Source organism: Micromonospora eburnea (genome assembly GCF_900090225.1).
Lineage (GTDB): Bacteria > Actinomycetota > Actinomycetes > Mycobacteriales > Micromonosporaceae > Micromonospora > Micromonospora eburnea.
Genome location: NZ_FMHY01000002.1, coordinates 4,377,432 through 4,400,623 on the forward strand (window position 1 = coordinate 4,377,432; position 23,192 = coordinate 4,400,623).

At 74.1% G+C, this 23,192-nt stretch carries 7 protein-coding genes; all 7 read right to left on the reverse strand.

Annotated features, from left to right (window positions below):
* Positions 1–46 precede the first annotated feature (46 nt).
* The 7 genes from GA0070604_RS19455 to GA0070604_RS19485 are packed head-to-tail and all read right to left on the reverse strand — an operon-like array spanning position 47 to position 23,181.
* The gene (locus GA0070604_RS19455; protein ID WP_167363524.1) at positions 47–5,881 is read right to left on the reverse strand and encodes a non-ribosomal peptide synthetase; all 5,835 of its coding nucleotides are present in this window, start codon (positions 5,879–5,881) and stop codon (positions 47–49) included.
* 20 nt (positions 5,882–5,901) lie between these two features.
* On the reverse strand, positions 5,902–11,361 hold the full coding sequence (locus tag GA0070604_RS19460) for a type I polyketide synthase (RefSeq protein ID WP_091120239.1): 5,460 nt from the start codon (positions 11,359–11,361) through the stop codon (positions 5,902–5,904).
* Positions 11,351–15,022: an amino acid adenylation domain-containing protein gene (locus GA0070604_RS19465; RefSeq protein ID WP_244162007.1), complete on the reverse strand. Its 3,672-nt coding sequence runs from the start codon at positions 15,020–15,022 to the stop codon at positions 11,351–11,353. The genes GA0070604_RS19460 and GA0070604_RS19465 overlap by 11 nt, the downstream gene beginning before the upstream one ends.
* Positions 15,019–18,162 (reverse strand): lantibiotic dehydratase, encoded by a 3,144-nt coding sequence (locus tag GA0070604_RS19470; RefSeq protein ID WP_244162008.1) that lies wholly within the window; start codon positions 18,160–18,162, stop codon positions 15,019–15,021. Before GA0070604_RS19470 ends, GA0070604_RS19465 begins: the two co-directional genes overlap by 4 nt.
* On the reverse strand, positions 18,159–19,916 hold the full coding sequence (locus tag GA0070604_RS19475) for a beta-ketoacyl synthase N-terminal-like domain-containing protein (RefSeq protein WP_091120244.1): 1,758 nt from the start codon (positions 19,914–19,916) through the stop codon (positions 18,159–18,161). Before GA0070604_RS19475 ends, GA0070604_RS19470 begins: the two co-directional genes overlap by 4 nt.
* Positions 19,913–21,832: a non-ribosomal peptide synthetase gene (locus GA0070604_RS19480; protein WP_091127271.1), complete on the reverse strand. Its 1,920-nt coding sequence runs from the start codon at positions 21,830–21,832 to the stop codon at positions 19,913–19,915. The genes GA0070604_RS19475 and GA0070604_RS19480 overlap by 4 nt, the downstream gene beginning before the upstream one ends.
* Entirely contained in the window at positions 21,829–23,181 is a 1,353-nt protein-coding gene (locus tag GA0070604_RS19485; protein ID WP_208602121.1) for a DUF6002 family protein, read from the reverse strand. The genes GA0070604_RS19480 and GA0070604_RS19485 overlap by 4 nt, the downstream gene beginning before the upstream one ends.
* Positions 23,182–23,192 lie beyond the last annotated feature (11 nt).

Consider the following 23,192-nt stretch of genomic DNA (forward strand, 5'->3'; position numbering starts at 1 on the left):
GATGGCGCGTGCCGGTGCGCACCGCGCAGGTGGGCGGCTGGCGACGTCACCGGGCGGCCGATCCGACCGGTTGCCCGCTCGCCAGCGCACGCCGGTCGATCTTGCCGTTCGGTGTGCGCGGCAGGTCGTCGAGGACCGAGAACTGCTCGGGCACCAGATAGTCGGGCAGCCGGGCACGCAGGTACGCCCGGACGTCGTCGAGGTCCACGTCGGTACCGCTGACGACGGCGATCAACCGGACCGGCTCACCGCTGGGCAGCACCGCGGCGTCGCGGACCGCGGGGTGGCCGCGCAGCAACCCTTCGATCTCGCCGGGCTCCACGCGCTGGCCGCGGATCTTCACCTGATCGTCGATGCGGCCGTGGAACTCCAGCGCGCCATCGGCGCGCAGCCGGCCCTGGTCACCGGTCCGGTACATCCGGGCGCCCGGCTCGTCAGCGAACGGGTCGGGCAGGAACCGGGCGGCGGTCTCCGCCGGCCGATGCAGGTATCCCCGCGCCACCCCGACGCCCCCGAGGTATATCTCGCCGATCTCCCCGACCGGGACCGGCGCAAGCGCGTCGTCCAGCACCCGGACCCACGCGCCGCCGATCGGGCGACCGAGCGGCACCGGGTCAGGCACCGGAGCACCCGCCGGCACGACCTGGTACGTGGTGGTCATCGTGCACTCGGTGGGCCCGTACTGGTTCACCAGACGCACCCGTGGGCCGAAGATGCGGCGCGCCGCGACGCAGTCAGCCGCGTGCAGGCGTTCTCCGGCGAAGAGGACCAGCCGCACCGAAGGCGCGGCACCGGTGGCCAGATCGGCCATACCCCGCAGCAGCGTCGGCACGACGGCGAGCAGGCAGGTCACCCGGTGCCGGCGGACCAGCGCCAACATCGCCGCCGGGTCCTTGGCCTGGTCGGGGCCGAGCAGCACCACCCGGGCGCCGACGCTCAGCGGGCCGAAGAGGTCGCGTACTGAGGCGTCGAAGGCGAGTGAGGCGATCTGCAACACGGTGTCCGCCGCGGTGACCTCGTGCTCGCGCATGATGTACCGCAGGTGATTGACGATGCCCCGGTGGTGGGCGAGCACCCCCTTCGGAGTGCCGGTGGAGCCGGAGGTGTAGACGACGTACGCCACGTTCTCCGTCCCGCCGTCGGCCGGCACGAGCGGTGCGTGCCCGCCGGATGAGGCGGCCTCGGCGAGCAGGGTCGCCTCGTCCACGACCGGACACGGCGGCGCGACGCCGGCCAGGCTCCCGTCGCCGAGCAGCAGCACGGGCCGGGCACTGTCGAGGATCGACGCCAGCCGCCGCGGCGGCTGGGCGGGATCGAGCGCGACGTACGCGCCGCCGGCCTTGAGGACCGCGAGCGCCGCCACCACCATCGCCACCGATCGGTCGATCGCGATGGCCACGAACGTCTCCGCGCCGACCCCCCGAGCCCGCAGGGCCGCGGCGAGCCGCCCGGCCCGGGCGTCGAGCTCGCCGTACGTCACCCGCTCGGTGCCGCTGATCAGGGCGGTCGCGGATGGCGTACGGGCCGCCTGGGCGGCGATCAGCTCATCGAGCCGGGCGGCCGGCGGGTCGGCGACCGGCTCAGCCGGTCCCGGCCGGCGTAGCTGCTCCACGCCGACGAGATCGTCGGGTGGCGCGTCGGGCACCTGCTGGTCGAACCGGGCGAGCGACGGGACGAGCGCGGCTGCGGCGGTCAACCCCATCATCGCCACCGCCAGTGCCAGGTACAGCAGGCCGATCCCGCGCCCGGGACCCACTCCGATGACCGCGCCGACCGTGGACGCGAGCGGCCCGTCGGCCGCCATGAGGGGTTCGAGCAGGCGCCCTCCCAACGGGCCCACCACGGCGTACCCGATCGGCAGCGTCCCCCAGGCGATCATCTGGTTGAGCGCGAAGACCCGGCCGTGGAACCGCTGCGGGACCTTCACCTGGACGATCGTGGCGTAGATCCCCTGGGTCACGGAGAGGGCCAGGCCGGCACCGAAGAGCCCGGCGGCGACCAGGAGCAACGCCGGACGCAGACCGACGAGGAGGTAGCAGGCCGACATCGCCGCCGACGCGATGAGCACGCCGGTCGCCCGCCGCCGGGTCGGCCCGCCCCAAACGATCACCAGCAGCCCGCCGAGCGCCGCGCCCACGCCTTCGGCGAACGCGACCTGACCGACCTGGGCGAGCGAACCGAAACCCAGGACCAGCGGCGACACCATGATCAACGCTGCGCCGAGGAAGACGTTGAGCGCGGCGAAGAACAGCAGCATGCTGCGCAGTCCGCGAATGCCCCAGGTGAAGCGCAGCCCGCCGAGCAGCGCGGCCAGCAGCGGCTCGTCGCGGACCCGGCCCATCGCCTGCGGGAAGCGCACCACGAGGAGTACGACCACGGCGAACGCGTAGCTCACCACATCGACGAGCACGATGCCGCCCAACCCGAGCAGCCCCAGCAGGCCGGCGCCGAGCAGCGGCGCCACCAGGTTGGCGAAGCCGATGGCGAGCTGGTTGACGCCGTTGGCGTGGCCGAGATACGCCTTCGGCACCAGCTGAGGGGTCGCGGCGAGGAAGGCGACACGCTGGAACGACGCTGCCGTGGACAGGCAGACGACCAGCACGTAGAGGTGCCACACCTGTAGGTTTCCGCCCCACAGCAGCAGGCCCATGGCCAGCTCGGCCAGCCCGGCCGCCAGCCCCGCCGAGAGCATCACCCGGCGCCGGTCGAGCCGGTCGACCAGCGCGCCGGCCAGTGGGGAGACCACCAGGGTGGGCACGATGCCAAGCGCCGCGAAAAGGGCGAACGAGACGTACGAGCCGGTCTCCAGGTAGATCCACACCGGGATCGCCCACTGGGTCAGCGCCGAGCCGGTCAGCGAGGCGAGCTGCCCGGCGGCGATGGCCAGGTAGGTGCGCATGTTCCGCGGCGCGGCCGGTGTGCCGGCGGGCGTTCTGGCGGCGCCGGCTGGGGCGGCCCCCAGCCGACCGGCGCTGACCTCGGCCGGCGCTGGATCAGCCGTCGGTGCGCCGGTGCCGGCCGGATCGTGGTGCACCGCGTGCGCCCGCCAGCCCACCTCCGGGCCGCCCACGGTGGTGAACCCGCCCGCCGCGATCGCCCGGTGGGTGCTGGTCAGGATGTCGGCCAGCTCGTCGGCACGGTGGTTCAGGAAGTAGTGCCCCGCCTCGTCGACCACCACCACGGCGGTCGTGTCGGAGACGACCTGCCACTCGCGGAACCGTTCCTGGTAGAACTCGGTAACCCGGTCACGCTCCCCGACCACGGAGATGACCGGTGCGCGGAGGCGCGGACCGGGCTCGGTGAGCAGGCCGGTGAAATACTCCTCCGCGGCCTGGCCGTCGCGGCGCATGTTCGCCACGATCCGGTCGGCCTGCGCCGGCTCCAGCTCCGACAGGTCGACGCCCATGCCGGTCAGCCAGTTGGCGTAAACCCGGTTGCTCGCCAGCCCGTCGAGCCGGCGCAACACCGTGCTCAGCACGCCCTTGGCCCGCGCGGCCGGGAACACGGCCCCGAGGTAGAGCGCGTCGACCGGCCGGCCGGCGGCCTCCAGCCGGCGGGCCAGCGCCACGGCGAGCGCGCCGCCGACCCCGCAGTGTCCGTACAGGACGACCGGGCCTGGCACCCGGTCCAGGATCTCCGCCAGACAGGCGTCGATCAGCTCGTCGAACGGCAGCGCCGCCTCGTCGAGCCCCACGTCGTGGCCGGGAATGGCGACGGCGTAGAGCGCGTGGCCGGGTGGTAGGGCGTCGGCCAACGTCTGGTAGACGGCGGCACTACCGCCGCCGTACGGCACGCAGACGTAGGAGACGATCCGTTCCCCGGGCGGGGTCAACTCGTGCAGCAGCTGGCGGCCACCGTCCTGGGCGCCGTCGACGAGCGCCGCCAGCCGGCGGATCGTCCGGCAGGTGACCACATCCATGACCCCGACCTGGCGGCTGCGGCCGGCGGTGAGCCGACGCAGCCGGGCCACCAGTCGTACCGCGAGCATGGAGTGCCCACCGACGGCGTAGAAGTCGTCGTCGAGGTGCGCCGAGGGGACCCCGAGCACCTCCGTCCAGATCTCGGCGATCGCCTGCTCGGTGGCGGTGCTCGGCACCGTCTGATCGGCCGGGGCCGGTTCGTCGGGCGGGGGTGCGCCGTCAGCGGGCGACGGGTCCGTGGCGACCGGCGTCGCCGCGAGGGCGACCTCGTCGATCCCGCCGTCCGCGGTGCGCGGCAGGGCCGGCACCTGGACGAGGTCGGGCGTGAGGTGAGCCGGCAGCGCCTCGGCGAGCGCCGCCCGTACCCTGGCCAGGTCACCCGAGGGCCGGGCGACGTAGCCGACCAGTCGGGGACCGGTCGGCGTGTCGCGGACCACCGTCGCGGCGTCCGCGACGCCGGGCGCGGCCCGCAGCGCCGCCTCGATCCGGTGCCGCCAGCGCAGCGCGTTCAGCAGCGGGCGGTGGGCCGGCGGTCCCAACACCTCCACCGTGCCGTCCGGCCGCCGCAGCCCCAGCTCCCCGGTGGGCAGCTCCCCCACCACGCCCACCGGCACCGGCTGCCCGGCCCGGTCGACGACCGGCAGGCCGTCGGCCCGCTCCCACGCGTCCAGCTGCGTCCGCTCGGCCGGGTCGAGCAGCGGCAGCGACCAGAGCGGCGTGTCCGGTGCCCCGACCGCTGCGGACAGCAGCCGCAGATAGCGGGCGACGAGCGTACGGGCGGTTGCCTCGGTGAAGAGCACCGCGTGGTACTCCAGCCGGACGTACCGGTCGGTCACGCCGAGCATCAGGTCGTCGCGGGCCACGCCGTTGCCCGTGCCGGTGCCGACGTCCGGCAGATAGTTGAAGCCGAGCTGGTACAGCGGCGGCACGCTCGGGTCACGGCGCGGCGCGACCGCCTCGACGACCTTCTGGTAGGGGGTGTCCTGGAACTCCCACGCCTCCCCCAGCTGCCCGCGTACCCGGTCGACCAACACCGCGAAACTGGGGTCGCCGGACAGGTCGAGGCGGAGCACGAGCGTGTTCACGAACATGCCGATCAGGGGCTGCACCTCGGGCAGTTCCCGTCCGCCGACCGGAACGCCGACCACGACCTCCCCGTCGCCGGACAGCCGGTGCACGAGGGTCGCGTACGCGGCGAGGAAGAGCATGAAGGGGGTGGCGCGCAGGCGCCTGGCCAACTCGGCCACCGCGGCGGCAAGCCCGTCGGGGAGGTCGACGGCGACATCCGCGCCGGGGGCGGGCCCGCGCGCCGGCCGGGGCCGGTCGGTAGGCAGCGTGTGGACGAACGGTACGCCGTCCAACACCGCCCGCCAGTGGCGCAGGTGCGCCGCCAACGTGTCGCCGCTGAGCTGTTCGCGCTGCCAGGCGGCGAAGTCGGGGTACTGGATCGCCAGCTCGGGAAGGCGTGCCGGGCTGCCGTCCACGACCGACCGGCACAGCTCGGTCAGTTCGGTGCGCAGGTTCGGAATCGAGGCACCGTCGAAGATCGCGTGGTGGGCCACGAAGACGAACCTCCATTCGGCGTCGGCCAGCCGCACCAGCGTCGCCCGCCACAGCGGTGGCGCGTCCAACGGAATCGGCCGCACGGCCTCCGCGTCGTAGCGGGCGGTCAACACCTCCGGCGGCTGACCCCGCAGGTCGACCTCGGCCACCTCGACCGCGACGCTGCCGTGGACGACCTGCCGCGGCTCACCGTCCACCGCCCGCACCGACGTCCGCAGCGCCTCGTGCCGGGACACCACCTCCTGGAACGCACCCACGATCTCGCTGGCGGACAGCGGATACGGCAGGTGCACGGAAGTGATGATGTTGAAGGCGGGTGAGTTCGGCTCGACCTGGTCGACGAACCACAACCGCTCCTGCCCGTACGACGCGGGCACCACCCATTCGTCGTCCGACATCGGGTCCTTCTGCCCCTCGTTCATCGGCCGGGCCTGGCCAGGCGCGGAATCGTCGTGGATGCGTTCGTGGGCGTGGCGGACCCGTCCGGCTTGTCGTCGGTCTTGGACACCAGCTCCGCCATGGCGGCCACGGTGGGCGCCGCGAAGAGGCTGCGCATCGGGAGCTTCACGCCGAGCGCGGTCCTGACCTGCCCGATGAGCTGCACCGCGACCAGTGAGTTGCCACCCAGTTCGAAGAAGTCGTCCTCCGCGCCGACCTGGTCCACACCGAGCACCCGGCCCCACACCTGGGCCAGGGCCGCCTCCAGCTCACCGCGCGGAGCCACATAGTCGGTGCCGGTCGGACGCTCCTGCGGCCGGGCCGTGTCCGGCTGTGCCTCGACGGCGTCCACGGTCAGCTCACGAGCCGCGTGCAGCGCGTCGTCCAGTGACCGGGCCGAGACCACGACCTGCGGCCCGAGGTCGGCGGCGAGCAGCCGGTGCAGCGCCTCGGCACCGTCGGCCGGCCGGATACCCGGCCCGTCCCCCGCCCCCGCGGCGCCCCGCGCCGCCGAGCCCGCCGGCTCCGCCCGGGCGGAGTCGGTCAGCGCGGTGGCATCGACCCGGCGCAGCGTGAACTCGACGATCTCCGCGACCACCCGGCCGGTCTCGTCGAGCAACGTCACGTCGGCGACCAGCTCGTCGTGGTCGTGCGAACGAGGCACGACATGGCTGAACAGCCGCTCCGGCAGGGGCCCCCACACCCGCACCCGCCCGTACCCGAACGGCAGGTAGCCACGCGCGTCGCCGAGCCAGCCGAAGGAGACCGCCTCGTCGAGGAGCGCCGGGTGCAGCGGCCAGCGGGACAGCTCCGCACGGACCGGCTCCGGCACCGCCAGCTCCAGCAGCGCTTCCACCGGCCCCGACCCGGTGCCCGCCGCCAGGCGGACGCGGTGCAGGCTACGCCAGCGAGATCCGTACCGCAGCGCCGAACCACCGCGCTCAGTGTCCGGGTCGTACACCCGCTCCTGCCCGCACCGGGCGCGCACCGCGGCGAGATCCCGCACCGGCGGCGCGCCGGCCACCCACGCGGCCTGGCCGCGGGCGTGGATCAGCGTCCCGGCCGTGCCCTCGCTCGCCACCTCGACCTCGGTTCCGGCGCGCCCACCGGTGACGGTGACCCGCACCGCGACCTGGTCCCCGTCGGCCACCGACAGCGGCTGCAACAGGGTTACGTCGCGCAGCTCGACGGCGCTTCCCGGGTCGGGTGCGGCAACCGTGGTCGCGAACGCCGCCCGGACCAGTTCCAGGTGACCGGTGCCGGGCACCAGCGGTACGCCGCCGAGCCGGTGTTCGTCCAGCAGCCAGTGGGTGCGGGGCGAGAGCGGACCGGACAGGGTCGCGTCGCCGTCCTCGCCGGCCTGCCGCCGGACCAGAACGGGGTGGTCCACGACGGCGGCACCGGCGCCGAGCATCCGCGCGAACGTGGCCGGCACGGCGGTCTCCGCCGCCATGCCGACCTCCCGCCAGGCACCCCAGTTGACCGCGATAACCCGGCCTCGCCAGCCGTGGTCGCTCTGCGCGTACGCGTCGAGGAAACCGTTGGCGGCGCAGTAGTCCACCTGCCCGAAACCACCGGTCAGCGCGGTGACCGAGGAGCACAGCACGACGAAGTCGAGGTCGAGGTCGCCGAAGACCCGCTGGAGCGCGAGCGTGCCGCGCAGCTTCGGGGCCAGCACCTCCTCCGCCACCGCGCGTTCCTTCACCTCGGCCATCCCGCCACCGGGCAGGCCCGCCGCGTGGATGAGGCCGTCGATACGGCCGAAGCGGCTCAGCGCCTCGGCGCGGACCCGCCGCAGGTCGTCGACGCTCGCCACGTCCGCGGCGCAGACGAGAACCTCCGCCCCGGCCTCCTCCATGCGTCGGATGGCCGCCACGGCACGACCCACCCGGCCGGGCACGCCGTCGTACGCGGCCCACTCGTCCCGGGACGGCAGCCCGCCACGGGACATCAGCACCAGTCGGGCCTTCGTCCGCTGGGCGAAATCCTCGGCGAGCGTGATGCCGATTCCGCCCAGCCCGCCGGTGATGAGGTAGACGCCCCGCTCCACGAGGACCGGTGACGAGCCGGCCGGCACCTTCACCTGCTGGTGGTCGGGCACCCAGCGGCGCCGGCCACGCAGCGCCACCAACTCCTCGTCGGCGTCGTGCAGCAGCTCGGTGATCGCGGACGCGGGCCGGTCCGCGTCGATGTGCCGCACCGTGAGGGTGGGCAGTTCCCGGGGGACGACCTTGGCGATGCCGGCGACCGTGGCGTGTTCGGGACGGCTGAGGCCGGCGCCCGTCACGTCGACCGCCCCCGAGGTCACGATGTCGAGCCGGATCGGTCCCGCCGTGGCGGCGAGCGCCTGGACCAGGTGCAGCAGGCTGAAGAACCCGAGGTCCTGGGCCTGCCAGGCAGCCTCCGGGTCACGCCCGGCCGGGACGGCACCGACGGTCCAGGCGTGCACGACACGCTGGGGCGTCCCGCCGTCGGCGGCCAGCTCACCGAGCAGCCGACCGTAGTCGGCCGGGTGTGCGGGCCGGATCCGGAAACCGGAACCGTCCCGGGCGTACTCGGCGTCGGGGCGTACCTCCACCACCGGGACGCCGCGCTCGCGCAGCGTGTCGGCGACGCCCTCGCCGTCGGTGAACACCAGCCACGGCCCGGTGACGGGTGCGGCGGCCGGTACGGCGTCGAGCGGGCGGACCCGCCAGGCCGGCACGGTGAACCACTCGTCGACCGGTACCACCGCCCGGCGCGGACGGGGCACGACCGCGGCCGGCGTACCCCGCTCGACCCAGTGGCGGCGGCGCTCGTACGGGTAGCCGGGCAGGGCCACCCGCCGGCGCGCGGGAGCGGCGTGCTGCGTGGTGCGCTCTGCCGCGGCGAACCGCCTCCGGTCGAGCGGGGCTCCCTGCGTCCACAGTCGGGCGGCGGCCGTGTACAGGGTCGCGCAGTCGCCGAGCCGCTCACCGGGCGCCGGGAGGCTCGTCAGCGGCGGTGGGGCGGTGCGCGGCAGCTGCATCCGGACCAGCGACGCGAGCTGGCGGCCCGGCCCGCACTCGACGAACGTCCATCCGTCCTCGGCGACCAGGCGGGCGACCGCGTCGCCGAAGCGCACCGGCTCACGCAGGTGGCGCACCCAGTAGTCCGGGTCGGTCGCCTGCTCCGCGGTGATCCAGTCGCCGGTCCGGTTGGACAGGAACGGCACCGTCGGGGCCTGGCGCGGGGTGGCGGCGACCCGCTCGCGGAACGCGTCGAGGATCGGATCCATCATCGCCGAGTGGAACGCGTGCGAGGTGCGCAGCGCCTTGGCGTTCACGCCGTCGGCGCGCAGCCGCGCGCCGAACTCCTCGACGAGCGCGGACGGGCCCGCCACCACACAGATCCCCGGGCCGTTGACCGTGGCGATGTCGAGCCCGGCCGGCAGCGTCGCGGCGATCTCCTCCGCGCCGCGCGAGACGGCGAGCATCGCACCCGCCGGCACTGACGCCATCAGCCGGCCCCTGGCGGCCACCAGGTTCAGCGCGTCCGGCAGCGTGAACACCCCGGCGAGGGTCGCGGCCACGTACTCGCCGATGGAGTGACCGAGCATCGCGGCGGGGCGTACGCCCCAGGACGCCCAGAGCGCGGCCAGCGCGTACTCCACGGTGAACAGGGCGGGTTGGGTGTATTCGGTCCGGCCGAGCAGGTCGGCGGCGTCCGGCGTCCGGCCGAGGATGACGTCGAGCGGGTCGTGGTCGAGGTGATCCCGAAGCACCCGTACGCACTCGTCCACGGCGGCCCGGAAGACGGGCTCGGCGGCGTAGAGCTCCGCACCCATGCCGGGATGTTGCGCGCCCTGGCCGGAGAAGAGGAACACCAGCCGCTGCCCGTCGGCGGCCAGGCCGGTGTGGCGCCGCTTCGGGTCGGTGAGCGCGGCGGCGGCGTCGGCCGGATCGGTCGCCACCACCGCGGCGCGGTGCGGGTGTTCGGTGCGGCCGACCCGCAGCGTGTACGCCACGTCGGCGAGGTCGAGATCGGGACGCGTACGCAGGTCGTCGGCGAGCCGGGCGACCGCGGTGGCCAGTCCCGTCTCCGTCTTCGCCGAGACGGTCAGCAGCTGCGCCGGGCGGCTCGGCTCCGGAGCCGGGGCGCGGACGACCGCCGGTGCCTCCTCGACCACGAGGTGGGCGTTGGTGCCGCCGAACCCGAACGAGCTCACCCCGGCCCGGCGTGGCCCGACCTCGGGCACCCACTTGGTCAGCGCGGTGGTCAGGTAGAACGGGCTGTTGGGCAGGTCGAGCGCCGGGTTCGGGGCCTGTACGTTGATCGTCGGCGGGATCACCCCGTGCTCCAGCGCGAGCAGTGTCTTGATCAGCCCGACGACACCGGCGCCCTGACTGAGGTGGCCGATGTTCGACTTGACCGAGCCGATGCCACACCACTGCCGGTCGCCGCTTGCCCGCGCGTACACCTCGCGCAGCGCCGCCAGCTCGATCGGGTCGCCGACCTCGGTGCCGGTGCCGTGCGCCTCCACGTAGGTGATCGTGCGGGGGTCGATGTCGGCCAGCTCGATGGCCTGCGCGACGACCTCCGCCTGCCCGTCGATGCTCGGCGCGCTGAAGCTCACCTTGGCGGAGCCGTCGTTGTTGATGGCGTTGCCGCGGATCAGGCCGTAGATGTGGTCGCCGTCGGCGAGCGCGTCGGCCAGCCGCTTGAGCACCACGATCCCCCCGCCCGAGCCCCACATGGTGCCCGACGCCGCGGCGTCGAACGGCCGGCAGTGCCCGTCCCGGGAGATCACCCCGCCGTCGAGGACCAGGTGGCCGCGCCCGTGCGGCAGCTCCACGCACACGCCTCCGGCGAGGGCCATGTCGCACTCACCGCCGCGCAGCGCCTCACAGGCCAGATGGGCGGCGACCAGCGACGTCGAGCAGGCGGTGTGCACGGTCAGGCTCGGTCCGTGCAGGTTCAACTTGTACGAGGTCAGCGTCGCCACGTAGTCGGGGAAGTTCCACATCGACAGGTCCATGTGGAACTCACCCGCCCCGCTCGGGCGGAGATGTTCGTACGCGTACGTCTCGCCGCCGGTGCCCGCGTAGACACCGACGGAGCGTCCGCCGGCGAACGGGTCGTAGCCGGCGTGTTCGAGCGCGCTGTGCGCCAGCTCCAGGAAGAGCCGATGCTGCGGGTCGGCCACCTGGGCGTCGCGGGCGCTGAGCCCGAACAGCGGCGCGTCGAACGCGTCGAACTCATCGAGCACCGGTGCGGCGGGGACGAAGTGGGGGTCGTCGACCTCGTGCTCCGGCACGCCGAGGGCGAGCTGGTGCGCCCGGTCGAACCAGGTGACCGACTCGACCCCGGCCACCAGGTTGTGCCAGAACTCGTTGACGTCCTTTGCCCCTGGTACCCGGCACGCCATGCCGACCACGGCGATCGGCTCGACGCCGTGGGACTGCGGCTCATCAATCGACATTATTGGTTGTCTCCCTCACTCGACTCGCCGCCCTGGCCTCGCGGCGGCCCCGGGTCCGTTCCCGGCGGGCGGCCGCCCGCTGTACGGCCAGGTCGATCCCGTCCACGCCGGCCGCACCGTCGAGGTACGCGGCGAGAGCCCGCACGTTGGGGTAGCGGAACAGGTCCACCAGCGGGATCTCCCGCCCTAGCGCCTCGGCCAGCCGGTGCTGGACCACGGCCATCGCGAGGCTGTGCCCACCGATGTCGAAGAAGTTGTCGGTGGCCTGGACCTGCGGCACGTCCAGGGCTTCCCGCCACACCCGGGCGACCAGTTCCTCGGTGGCCCCCGCCAGAGCGGCCGGTGCCGCGCCGGACGGCGCTGGGCCGGCGGGCACGGCGGCGGCGTCGGAGCCCGGCGGCGGGTGCGGCACCGCCGTCTGGACCGCGTTTCGCGCCGCCCGCGACAGGGCGCCACCGGCATCGCCGCGGCCGGCTGCGGAAGCCACGCTGGTCGCGTCGTCCGCCCCCTGGTGGCTCGCGCCGATCGGCGACTCCGGCAGGGCGGTGAGCTGATCGAGTAGTTCCAGGTAGCCGTCGAGGAGCGCGGCGATCCGCTCCGCCGCGAACAGGTCCGGGTTGTAGACGGCGTCGAGCGCCAGCACGTCGCCCCGCTCGACCAGATAGACGGTGAGGTCGAAGGGGGACCCCGGCAGGCCGGCGGGCACCCGCTGCGTGGTGAGCCCCGGCAGGTCGAGCGCCGGCTCGGCGAAGTTGAACACGTTGAACAGCACCTGCACCAGAGGCGAGCGGGTCGTGTCGCGCGGCACCGCCAGCGCCTGGACGATCCGCTCCAACGGCGCGTTGGGGTGGGCCAGCACGTCGAGCAGCTCCTGCCGGCACGCGCGCACGTGATCGGCGAAGGTGGCCGCCGAGTCCGTACGCAGGCGCACCGGGACGATGTCGACGAAGAAGCCGACGAGGTCGGCGACGGCGGCCAGTCGACGGTCGGCGACGACCGCGCCGACGACGTGGTCGGTGCCACCGGTCAGGCGCCGAAGCACCTCGCCGAAGGCGGCGAGCAGCACCGTGGCCGGCGTCGTGCCGAGCGACGCGGCGAGCCCGCGTACCCGGCTGTCGACCTCGGGCGGAAACGAGGTGGTGGCGAACGCACCGCGATACGTCTGGGTGGCCGGGCGGACCCGGTCCGCGGGCAGCTCCAGCACCGTCGGGGCGCCCGCCAGGTGCTCCTTCCACCAGGCGAGATCCTGCTCGCCGCGGGCGCTGTCGCGGGCGGTACGCCACACCGCGTAGTCGGCATAACTGGCCGGCAGCGGCCCGAGGTCGACGTCGTCCGCCGGGTTGCCGGCCAGGGCCGCCGCGTAGGCGGCGCCGAGCTGGTCGTAGAAGACCGCCTGCGACCAGCCGTCGAAGACCGCGTGGTGGAACGCCATCGCGAACACGTGCTCGTCGTCGGCGAGCCGGTACAGCTGCGCCCGCCACACCGGGCCGGTCGCCAGGTCGAACCGGGTCGCCGCACACGCCTGAAGGCCCCCGCTCAGCTCGGCCTCGCGCCGCTGCCCGTCCAGGGCGGACAGGTCGACGACCGGCAGGGGGGCTTCGCCGGGCGGGTCGCAGGTCACGTGCGGGGCGCCGGCCACCCGGGTGATGCGCCAGCGAAGCACGTCGTGCCGGCGGACGACCGCGGTCAACGCGGCGCGGAGCGCGTCCACGTCGAGCGGACCGCGCAACCGCTCCGCCATCGCGGTGTTGTACGCGGCGGAGTCGGGCGCGAGCTGGTCGAGGAACCACAGCCGGCGTTGCGCCGGCGAGAGCGTCGGCGGATGGCCCACCGTCAGCTCGGGCTCGGTGAGCGGCGTCGTGGCGGCCACCCGGGCGGCGAGGGCGCCCAGCGTACGGGCGTCGAAGACGTCCTCCACCGCGACCTCCCGGCCGAGTTCGGCGCGGAGCGTGGCGACCAGTCGCATCGCGGTCAGCGAGTCGCCGCCGGATGCGAAGAAGTCGGCCTCCGGGTCGGCGGGGGCGTCGAGTACGCGTCGCCACACGTCGGCGACGACGGCCTCGAGGTCGCTGCCCGTTCCGGCGTCGTCCGGTGCCGCCGGCCGGTCCCCCGTAGCGGCGGTCGCGAGCTCGCGCAGCCGGGCCGCGTCACGCTTGCCGGCGGTGTTCAGCGGCAGTACGGGCACCCGGACGACGCGGCGCGGCACCATCACCTCGGGAAGACGCTGTCGCAGGTACGCCAGCAGGTCGTCGTCGGATGCGTCGCCGGCCGGCACGAGCACCGCGACAAGTTCCGGGCGGGTGTCGAGCCCCACCGCGACGACCGCCACGTTCCGTACGTCCGGGTGTCCGCACAGGACGCGCTCGATCTCGCCGAGCTCCACCCGCTGGCCTCGGATCTTGACCTGCCGGTCGGTCCGGCCGAGGAACAGCAACTCGCCGTCGGGCAGCTGGACGGCGCGGTCGCCGGTGCGGTACAGCCGGGCCCCGGGCTCGGCGGAGTACGGGTCGGGCACGAACCGTTCCGCGGTCAGGCCCGGCCGGCCGAGGTAGCTGCGGGCCACCCCGACCCCACCGATCAGCACCTCGCCGGGAGTGCCGGGGGGCACCAGCGTGCCGTGCTGGTCGACCAGGTAGATCCGGTGGTTGGGCAGCGGACGGCCCATCGGCAACGGTTGGTCCCAGTGGCCGGTCGCGGTGAAGCTGGTGACGCAGACGGTGGCCTCGGTCGGGCCGTAGCCGTTGGAGAACCGGCGTACCGGGCGGTCGGCCGGTCCGGCCCAGCGCTCCACCTGCGCCGGATCGGGTGCTTCCACCCCGGTGAAGACCGTACGCCAGTGCGGCAGCCTCGCCGGTTCCAGCAGCGGCAGCACCGCCGCCGGCACGCATCCCCAGGTGATCTCGTGCGCCTCGGCGAAGCGTTGCAGCCGCGCCGGGTCCACCCGGTCCGCGTCGGGAACCAGCGCGATCTCACCGCCCGCCACCAACGGAATGAACAGGTCCTGGACGGACGCGTCGAAGCCCAGCGACGCGAAGCCGAAGGCGCGGGTCCGTTCGTCGGCCCCGGTGTGGGCGCCGAAGGCGGTCACATGGGCGACCACGCTGCGGTGGCTGACCACGACGCCCTTGGGCCGGCCGGTGGAGCCGGACGTGTAGAGCACGTACGCGGCGTTGTCGGGCGTGGCCGGACAGGACAGGGTGTCCATCGGCATCGCGGCGGCCGTCCCGGTGCTGTCCACGGCTGCCGTCGGGAGGTCGACCAGGGTCACCTCCATGTCGGACAGCGCATCCCGGCCGGCCTGGTCCACCACCGCGACGGTGATGCCCGCGTCGGCCACGATCTCGGCGCGCCGCCGCCACGGATGCCCGCGGTCCAACGGTACGTAGCAGCCGCCGGCGAGGAGCACGCCGAGCACCGCGACCAGCAGGTACGGCCGGCGCTCCGCGCAGATGCCCACCGGCGTCTCCGGGCCGACGCCGAGCCGGCGCAGCCTCTCGGCGAGCACCGCCGCCCGTTCGGTGAGCTCGGGGTAGCTGAGCTTGTCGTCCCACTGCCGCACGGCGACCGCGTCACCGCGTCGGGCGGCGGTCGACAGGATCAGTTCCGCCAGGGTCCGCTCCGGATACGGGAGCCGGCCGCCGGCGATGTCGTGGTTCGTCACTTGTTCTCTCCCCAGGTGCGGGGCTGCGCCGGGTCGACCACCTGTACCCGCAGCTCGGACTGGTATCGGCGGCCTTGGGCGTCGGGAACCCAGGCCTGCTGCGGCCCGGGCAGCGCCTCGCTCACGACGAGCGCGACCCCGCCACCGGCGCGCTGCCGCGCGGCACGCGCCATAGCGCAGAGCGACGAGGCGAACAGTGGGCTGGACAGGTCCACGTAGAAGGGCTTGATCTCGGTCGAGAGCTTCACGTAGACCTGTTCGGGCAGCCCGAGCCGCTGCCGCCAACGCCGGACCGCGAGATAGCGCCCGAGGCTGCCGGTAGCACCGGCCAGCCCGCACTCGTCGACCGTCGTCCGCCAGGTCTCCCGGACCACCACCAGCCGGTCAATCATGATTCGGGGGGTGTGCGCTGCCGTGCTGACCAGCTTGAACGCCTCCGACGCGTGCATCGACAGCAGCTCGCTGAACATCTCCACCAGCGGTATCGGGGTGCGGCCGGGGCCGTGCACGACCAGCTCGCCGGCAACATCGCGGACCCGCAGGGCGGTGATCGGCACGAGCCGGGCGTCGGCCCCCGGCGCGGGCAGGAACCCGAGCCGGGTGTCGGTGTGGTGGTGCAGCCGGAAGCCGACCCGGGCGGTGAGCCTCGGCGACGACGGGGGGAACAGCAGCCGCACCCGGCCGGGGCCGAGATCGGTGGCGAGCCATTCGCGCAGCCGGTCGGGCGCCTGGTGGCCGGAGACGAACACCCCGCTGTCCAACGTGGACCAGGCCGCGTGCAGCTCGCCGAGCACGGCGAGGCAGTCGCCTCGGGTCAGCGCCGCCACACTGTCCGCGCAGAACTGCAGGTCGGGGCTGTGAATTCGCCCCGCCGACCAGCCCGGACGGCTCGCCGGGAACACCTCTACGACCCGCCCGGCCAGGTCCGCCGCGCGCAGCCGCACCACGCTGGTGCCCGCCGGAACATCCGCGAGGCCGGCGAGGGCGGCGAAGCGCTCGGCCAGCTCCGCCGACACCGCGTCGACCGGCCGGTCGCCCTCGCCGAACAGCAGGCCCTGGGCCAGATACCACAGCTCGGCGAAGGGCACCTCGGCCGTACCGAGCTCCGCCGCGAGTTCCTCGTAAAGGCCCCGGAAGGCGGCACCGTAGGCGTCGGCCAGTTCGACGGTCAGCCAGCGCGCCACCTGGAGAAGTACGCCGAGCGGGGCGGCGAAGCCGTCGAGCACCGACGCGCCCAGCTCGACGTCGAGGTCACGGACCGTGTCCTCGTAACAGACCGCCCGGCCGGCGTACGTCTCGCCCGCACCGTGCAGCGCCGGCGCGCCGGTCACCGCGACGAACTCGGCGTGCAGCAGGTCCAGCGCGGCACGCAACCGATCGGGATCGCCCGCGGCGTCGGCGACCGCGTCCCGAGCGGCGGTCAGTCGGGCGAAGTCGGCGGCGACCACGGTCCGGACGGCCTGGTCGCCGATGCCCTCGATCAGCTCCGCCAGGCGTGCTTCCGCACCCGCGTCCATCGGCAGGTCGCAACCCCACCACACCAGGCCCCGCTCGACGAGTTGGTCGAGCATCAGGTAGACGTCGTCCACCTTGCGCAGCCCCAACCCGCGCTTCGGCTCCTGCGCCACGAGTTCCGCCGCCACCTCGATGACGGGACACCGGCCGTCGAGCAGGTCGAGGACGGCGGCCTCGGCCGGGGAGAGCTCCACCGGCGGCGCCGCCGGCCGCAGGACCCGCCGGTCGCCGTCGCGCCAGAGGTGCACGTGCAGACCCGCGGGCAGCCAGCGCCGGGCCACCGGATCGGCGGCGATTCGGTCACCGAAGGCGGACAGTGCCCGCCGCTCGAAGGTCACCATCCGCTGGCGGGTCAATGCCGGGCCCGGGGTGACCGTGGTGGCGTCCGTGGCGGAGATGCCGATCCAGCAGATCGGCCCGAAGAAGCCGATGGTGTCGTTCTTCGCGGCGTACCGCTGCCAGTAGCGCCCGATGACCTGCTCCCGGGCACGGCGTTTGTCGTGGCTGCGTTCGTCCGGCCCGCCCCGGCGCACCCCGTCGAGCGCGACCAGGGCGTTGAGGTTCTGCCACGTCACCGCCTCGCGAAAGCGCGGCTCACCGGCCAGGTCGTAGATCGCCTCGCTGGTGGCGCCGACCGTGGTGGAGAGGGCCGCGACCACCTGCTCCTCGGTCGCCGCGCCGTCGAGGTGGGCGTCGGCGACGGCGGCCAGTTCTGGTGCGGACAGGCGCAGCACGTCCTCGGCGGGGAACCCGGCGGCGCGCAGGACCGCTTCGCGCCACACCGCCCAGCCTCCGTCGCCGAGCGGCACGAGATGCTCCGCCGGCACGGACCGGCCGGCCGACCCGCTCGGCGGGACGGGGCGACCGGTCCCGGCGGGCCGCGGCAGGTCGGCGGCGACGAGCGCGGCGGCCTCGGACGCCCGATCCTGAAGGAACATGTGTCCACCGTCGATGGAATGCAGGGCGAACTCCTCCGTGGTGTGCCGTGCCCATTCCCGCATCTGACTCGGCCCCGCGTCGACGTCGCCGCGCCCGGCGAGGCACACCACCGGCACCGGCAGCGGCTCCCCGTCGCGGTAGGCGTACCGGCTCAACCACCGCAGGTCGGCCCGGAGCACGGGTAGGAAGATGTCGAGCAGCTCCCGGTTCGCCCGTACGACGTCGGGTAGGCCACCCATGGCGGCGATGCGGGCAAGCAGCTCCGCCTCCGGCGCGTCGGCAAGCTCGGCCATGGTCTTGGGCAGGTGCGGCGGCCGGGCCGCCCCGAGGTAGAGCCGGCGAGGCATCGGTCCCCCACGCCGGCGCAACTCGCGGACCACCTCGAAGGCGAGTAGGCCGCCGAGGCTGTGCCCGTACATCGCGAACGGCCGGTCGGCGCGCTGCCACACCGCGTCGACCACCTGGTCGAGGGTGAACTCCGGTGGCTCGCCGATCCGCGCCTCGCGGCCGGGAAGGGCCAACACCTGCATCTCGAGCGCGGCGGGCAGGTACGCCGGCCAGTCGCGGAAGCTGCTCGGGCCGGCACCGGCAGGCGGCAGGCAGAGCAGCAGTTCGGTGCCGGCCGAGTGGTTCCCGAGCCCGGCGAACCACCGTGCCGTCCCGGTCGACGGCGTCGCGGCCCTCACTGCCGCCCCCCGGCGAGCTGCGGAGTGCCGATCCGGTCGATCCAGTGCCGCCGTCGCTGGAACGGGTAGCCCGGCAGCGGCACCCGCCGACCGGCCCCCACGGGGAGGTCGCCGCCGGCACGCCACCCGGCGACCTGGTCACGGAGCTCCCCCGGCGCCTCGGCCGGCACGGACGGGGCCCGTCCGTCGGCGACGGCGCGCAGCGCCTCCACCGCCTGCGTGAGGTCCCGGGCGACGACCGCCGTACGGTGTGCCAGCCGCCGCCGGCCAACGGCGAGGGTGTACGCCACGTCGGTGAGGGAAGGTGCCGCGCCGGCGTGTGCACCGCCCGATCCACCGGCGAGGTGGTCGGCGAGCCGGGCGGCGATCATCCGCAGCGCCTCCTCGGTGGCGGCGCTGAGCGGTAGCAGTGCCCAGTCGGCGTTGTCGACGGACGGGAGCGGTGCCGGGGCCTGTTCGACGAGGACGTGCGCGTTGGTGCCGCCGAGCCCGAACGAGCTGACGCCGGCGCGGCGGGTACCCGTCCAGGGCCGCGTGTCGGTGGTGACGACGAACGGGCTGCCCGCGAGGTCGACGTCGCGGTGGGCCCGGGTGAAGTGCAGGGTTCCCGGGATCGCGCCGTGGTGCACCGCGAGAACGGCCTTGATCAGACCCGCTACGCCGGCAGCCGCGTCGAGGTTGCCCACGTTCGACTTCAGTGAACCGAGCACGCAGAAGCCGCGTCGGGCCGTACCGGTCCGGAACGCCCGGGTCAGCGCATCGATCTCGATCGCATCACCGACGGCGGTGCCGCTGCCGTGACCCTCGATGTAGCCGAGATCGTCCGGGTGCCAGTCGGCGGCGGCGAGCGCCTCGGCGACCACCGCGCTCTGGCCGACGGCCCCGGGTGCGGTGAAGCCGGCGCGGTCGGCGCCGTCGTTGTTGACCGCCCAACCGGCGAGTACGCCGTAGATGTGGTCGCCGTCGTCCACGGCGTCGCCGAGCCGCTTGAGGACGACCGCCCCCGCCCCGTTGCCGAAGACCTGCCCGGTGGCGTCGGCGTCGTACGGCCGGCACACGCCGTCGGCCGCGAGCGTCCCTCCGGTGCGGTGCCGGTAGCCGGCCTGGTGGGTGGAGACGACCGACGCGCCGCCCGCCACCGCCACATCGCACCGAAAGTCGAGCAGGCTCTGCGCCGCCTGGCAGACCGCGACCAGGGAGGACGAACAGGCGGTCTGGATGGCGACCGCCGGTCCGGTCAACCCGAGCGCGTACGCCGCACGGGTCGGCAGGTAGTCGCTGGAGGTCCCGGCCAGAACGTCGTCCCAGTCGTCGCAGAACCCACCCGCCGGTCCTACGGCGGGGTTGCCGAGCAGGTGATGACGGAGGTAGCGGTTGGCGCCGCAGCCGCCGAACACCCCGACCTGGGTGGTCGGCTCGACCCGGCCGAGGCCGGCGTCCTCCATGGCCCACCAGGCGACCTCAAGGAAGAGCCGGTGCTGTGGATCGAGCAGTGCCGCCTCGTCGTCACGGTAGCCGAACAGCGCGGCGTCGAAGTCGGTGAGCCCGTCGAGGTGGCCGAACGCGGGCACGAAGCTCGCGTCGTCGACGACCTCGGCCGGCACACCGGCGGCGAGCGCCTCGGCCCGGGAGAACCGGCGTACCGAGTCGACGCCGGTGCGGACGTTGTGCCACAGGGCGGTGGTGTCGGCGGCGCCCGGAACCCGGCAGGCCAGGCCGATCACCGCGATCCGGTCGTCGTCGGCGTCGATCATCGCCGGTCCCCCGTGCGAGCCTCGCGGCGGCGGCGCATTCGGCCGGCGACCCGGGCCAGACCCGCGTCGTCGCCGGGCGCGGCCGCGGGTGCGTCGACCGCTCCGACATCGTGGGCGGCGTTCGCCGGCGTGCCGACCGTCCGCAGGTACGCGGCGAGCGTGGCCACCGTCGAGAGCTCGAACAGCCGCGCGAGCGGCACCCGGTGGCCGAATCCGGTTTCGAGCCGTTCCTGGACGAGCGCCAACAGCAGGGAGTGCCCGCCCAGCTCGGTGAAGCTGGTGTCGCGGTCGACGTGGGCCACGCCCAGCACCTCGGCCCAGATCGCGGCCACCGCGTGCTCGACCGGGTCGGCGGCCACCCCCTCCGTCCCGGACTGCGGGGGTGCGGGCAACGCGGCGACGTCGAGTTTGCCGGTCGTCCCCATCGGAAGCGCGTCGACCACCACCACGGCGCGGGGGACCATGAAGTCGGGCAGGCTCGCGGCCAGTGCGGTCCGGAGGGCAGCGGGGTCGAGGCCGCACTGGGTGGCGCTGTCCCGGTCGGCCGGCGTGGGCACGACGTACCCGATGATCTCCTTCTCCGTGCTGGCGGGGGCCCCGGCGCGGGGCCGGGCCACGACGGCGGCCTGGCCGACCCCGGGCAGCGCCGCGAGCTGCACCTCGATCTCCCCCAGCTCGACCCGGTAGCCACGGATCTTCACCAGGCGGTCGGCACGGCCCAGGAACTCCAGGCGGCCGTCCGGCAGCCGCCGGGCGATGTCACCGGTCCGGTACGTGCGGACGCCGTCCCGCTCGCCGAAACGCTGCGCGGTCAGTTCGGGCAGCCGCCAGTAGCCGAGCGCCACGTGTGGGCAGCGCACCACGACCTCGCCGGTGTCGCCGGCCACGCCGGCCTCGTCGAGCAACAGCACCTCGATGCCGTCCAGCGGGTAGCCGACCGGCACGACCGTACGGTCGAGCGCGGCGTCGGCGGGCAGGTGGTACTGCGCGGCGAAGCTGATCTCCGTGGTGCCGTAGCCGTTGACGAACACCGTGTCCGGCGTGAAATGACGCCGGGCCAGTTCCACGTCGTGGCGGGTGACCTCCTCGCCGCCGAGGAGCACCGCACGAATGTCGGGCAGGGTGCCGGTCGGGCCGAGGCTGGCGCACAGGTAGCGGTAGACGGTCGGCGTGGAGTGGTAGATGGTGACCCGGTGCCGGGCCAGGGCACGCGCCAGGTGACCGAGGCCGTGCGTACGGATGTCGACGGGGACCGCGGCGGCGCCCGACAGGATGGCGCCGAACGTGTCGGTGACCGCCATGTCGTAGCCGAACGACGTCAGCACGCTGGTCCGGTCACCCGGCGTGATCGCGAAGTTGCGCACCTGGTTGGCGATGCCGAAGAGCACGTTCCGGTGGCTCTGCACGACGCCCTTCGGTGCCCCGGTGGAGCCCGAGGTGTAGAGCACGTAGGCCGGATCGTCCGGTGCGGCGGGGCTGGCGAGCGCGGCGAGCACCGCGTCGAGTTCCGGGGCGTCGCCGAGGCCGGCGACCTCGACCACCCGCAGTCCGGGCCGGTCCACCAGCTTCACCAACTGCTCGGCCTGCTCGGCGTGGGCGGCGTCGACGAGCAGCACGTCGGCGGCGCTGTCGGCGAGGATGTGCGCCAGCCGGCGGGCCGGGAAGGTCGGCTCCAGCGGCACGTACGCCCGGCCGGCCACCAGCGCCGCCAGCAGTGCGGTGACGGTGTTGACGCCGTGCCGGCACAGCAGCGCGGCCTGTCCCCCACGGGCGGGTCCCACGGTGGCCGCCGTCGCCGCGACGGCTGCGGCGAGCTGGCGGTACGTCACCACAGCGTCCTCGGTCAGCACCGCGGGACGGTCCGGGTGCTGGCGTACCTGCGCGGCGAAGGCCGCCGGAATCGTCTCACCCGTCATCGGTCGGCCCACACCACCGCGGCGACGTCGTCGATCGTGGAGACCTCGGCGTCCGGCTCGGCCGGGACGAAGTCGCTCCCGCCGTAGCAGCCGCTGCCGTGCAGGACGACCTCGTGCCCTTCGGGGACCAGCCCGCGGTCGATGGCGTTGAGCACGCCGGTCAGTCCCATGACGATCGACCATTCCCGCAGCTCGTCCGGGTCCGCCGGGAGCATCGGGCGGTCGCCGTTGAGCCATTCCCGCAGCATCGGGTAGCGCTGTAGGCACTCGCGCCGCGACACGACGATCCCGTCGCCGCCGAACCGCCGGATGAGCTCGTTCATCGACGGTGAGGTGGCCGGCTCGTGGGTGTAGAAGGTCGGGTCGAGCACCTCGGCCGGGTCGTCGGTCACGGCCGGGAACCGGGGGTCGGCGTCCTGCACCGACAGACCGCTCGCCGGGTCGAGCCGGTACGCCGGCATCTTCGCCCGCGAGAACCCGCCGTGCCGCAGGCTGAGCACCATGTCGGGGGTGCCCAGATGCTGTACGAGGAGGAAGCCCGGACGATCGGTGGGCTGCGCCCGGCCGGCCGCCTCGAGCACGTCCCGGCCCAGGTTGTAGCCGAGCAGGCCGTACGCGCTGGACACCGAGTGGGCATGCCACCGGGGTGGCGCCGCCGACGTGGGCGAGACGTCCGCTTCGAAGGCGGCGCGGACGGCGTCGGCCACGAGGTAGTTGCGCAGGTCCAGCGAGTACCAGAGATTCATTCCGTACCGGTCGTACGCCTCCGCTGCGTACTTGTCCACGAAGGCCCGCCCGAGTGCCTTGACGCCTTCCGCGGCGCCGCCGACGTAGCGCAGCAACGGGTTCGCCGCCCGCAACGCCGGGTCGCCGGCGAGCCGGTCGTGACGGAACTTGTGGCGCGTGGCGGCCGGGGCGAGCACGACGACGGAGAGCTGATCGGGCTTGACCAGCCCGGCCTCGATGGCCCGGCCGACCGCGTCGCGCAGCGCGATGCCCTTGTTCGCCGACGTGGGAGTGAAGATCCGGATCGCCTCACCGGTACGCCGGATGTGCTCGACCGCCCGCGCCACCATCACCAGGGAGGCGAACGTCTTCGTCGTCCGGGTCCCCGGGTTGCCGGTGAGGTCGAGGAACTGGATCGGGTGGCCGCCGTATTCGCCCAGCCGGCGCCAGCCGCCGGTCGCCGGCGCGAAGAAGCGCCGGACGTCATCGGTCAGCGCCGGCAGGTCGAACGCCGGCGCGAAGCTCGGCGTTCCGGACGCGCCCGCGGGTGGCGGCGCGCACCGGGCGATGGCGGCGGGAATCAGGTCGTAGTAGTCAACGATGAGGTTACGACTGGTCGTCATTGACACTGTCG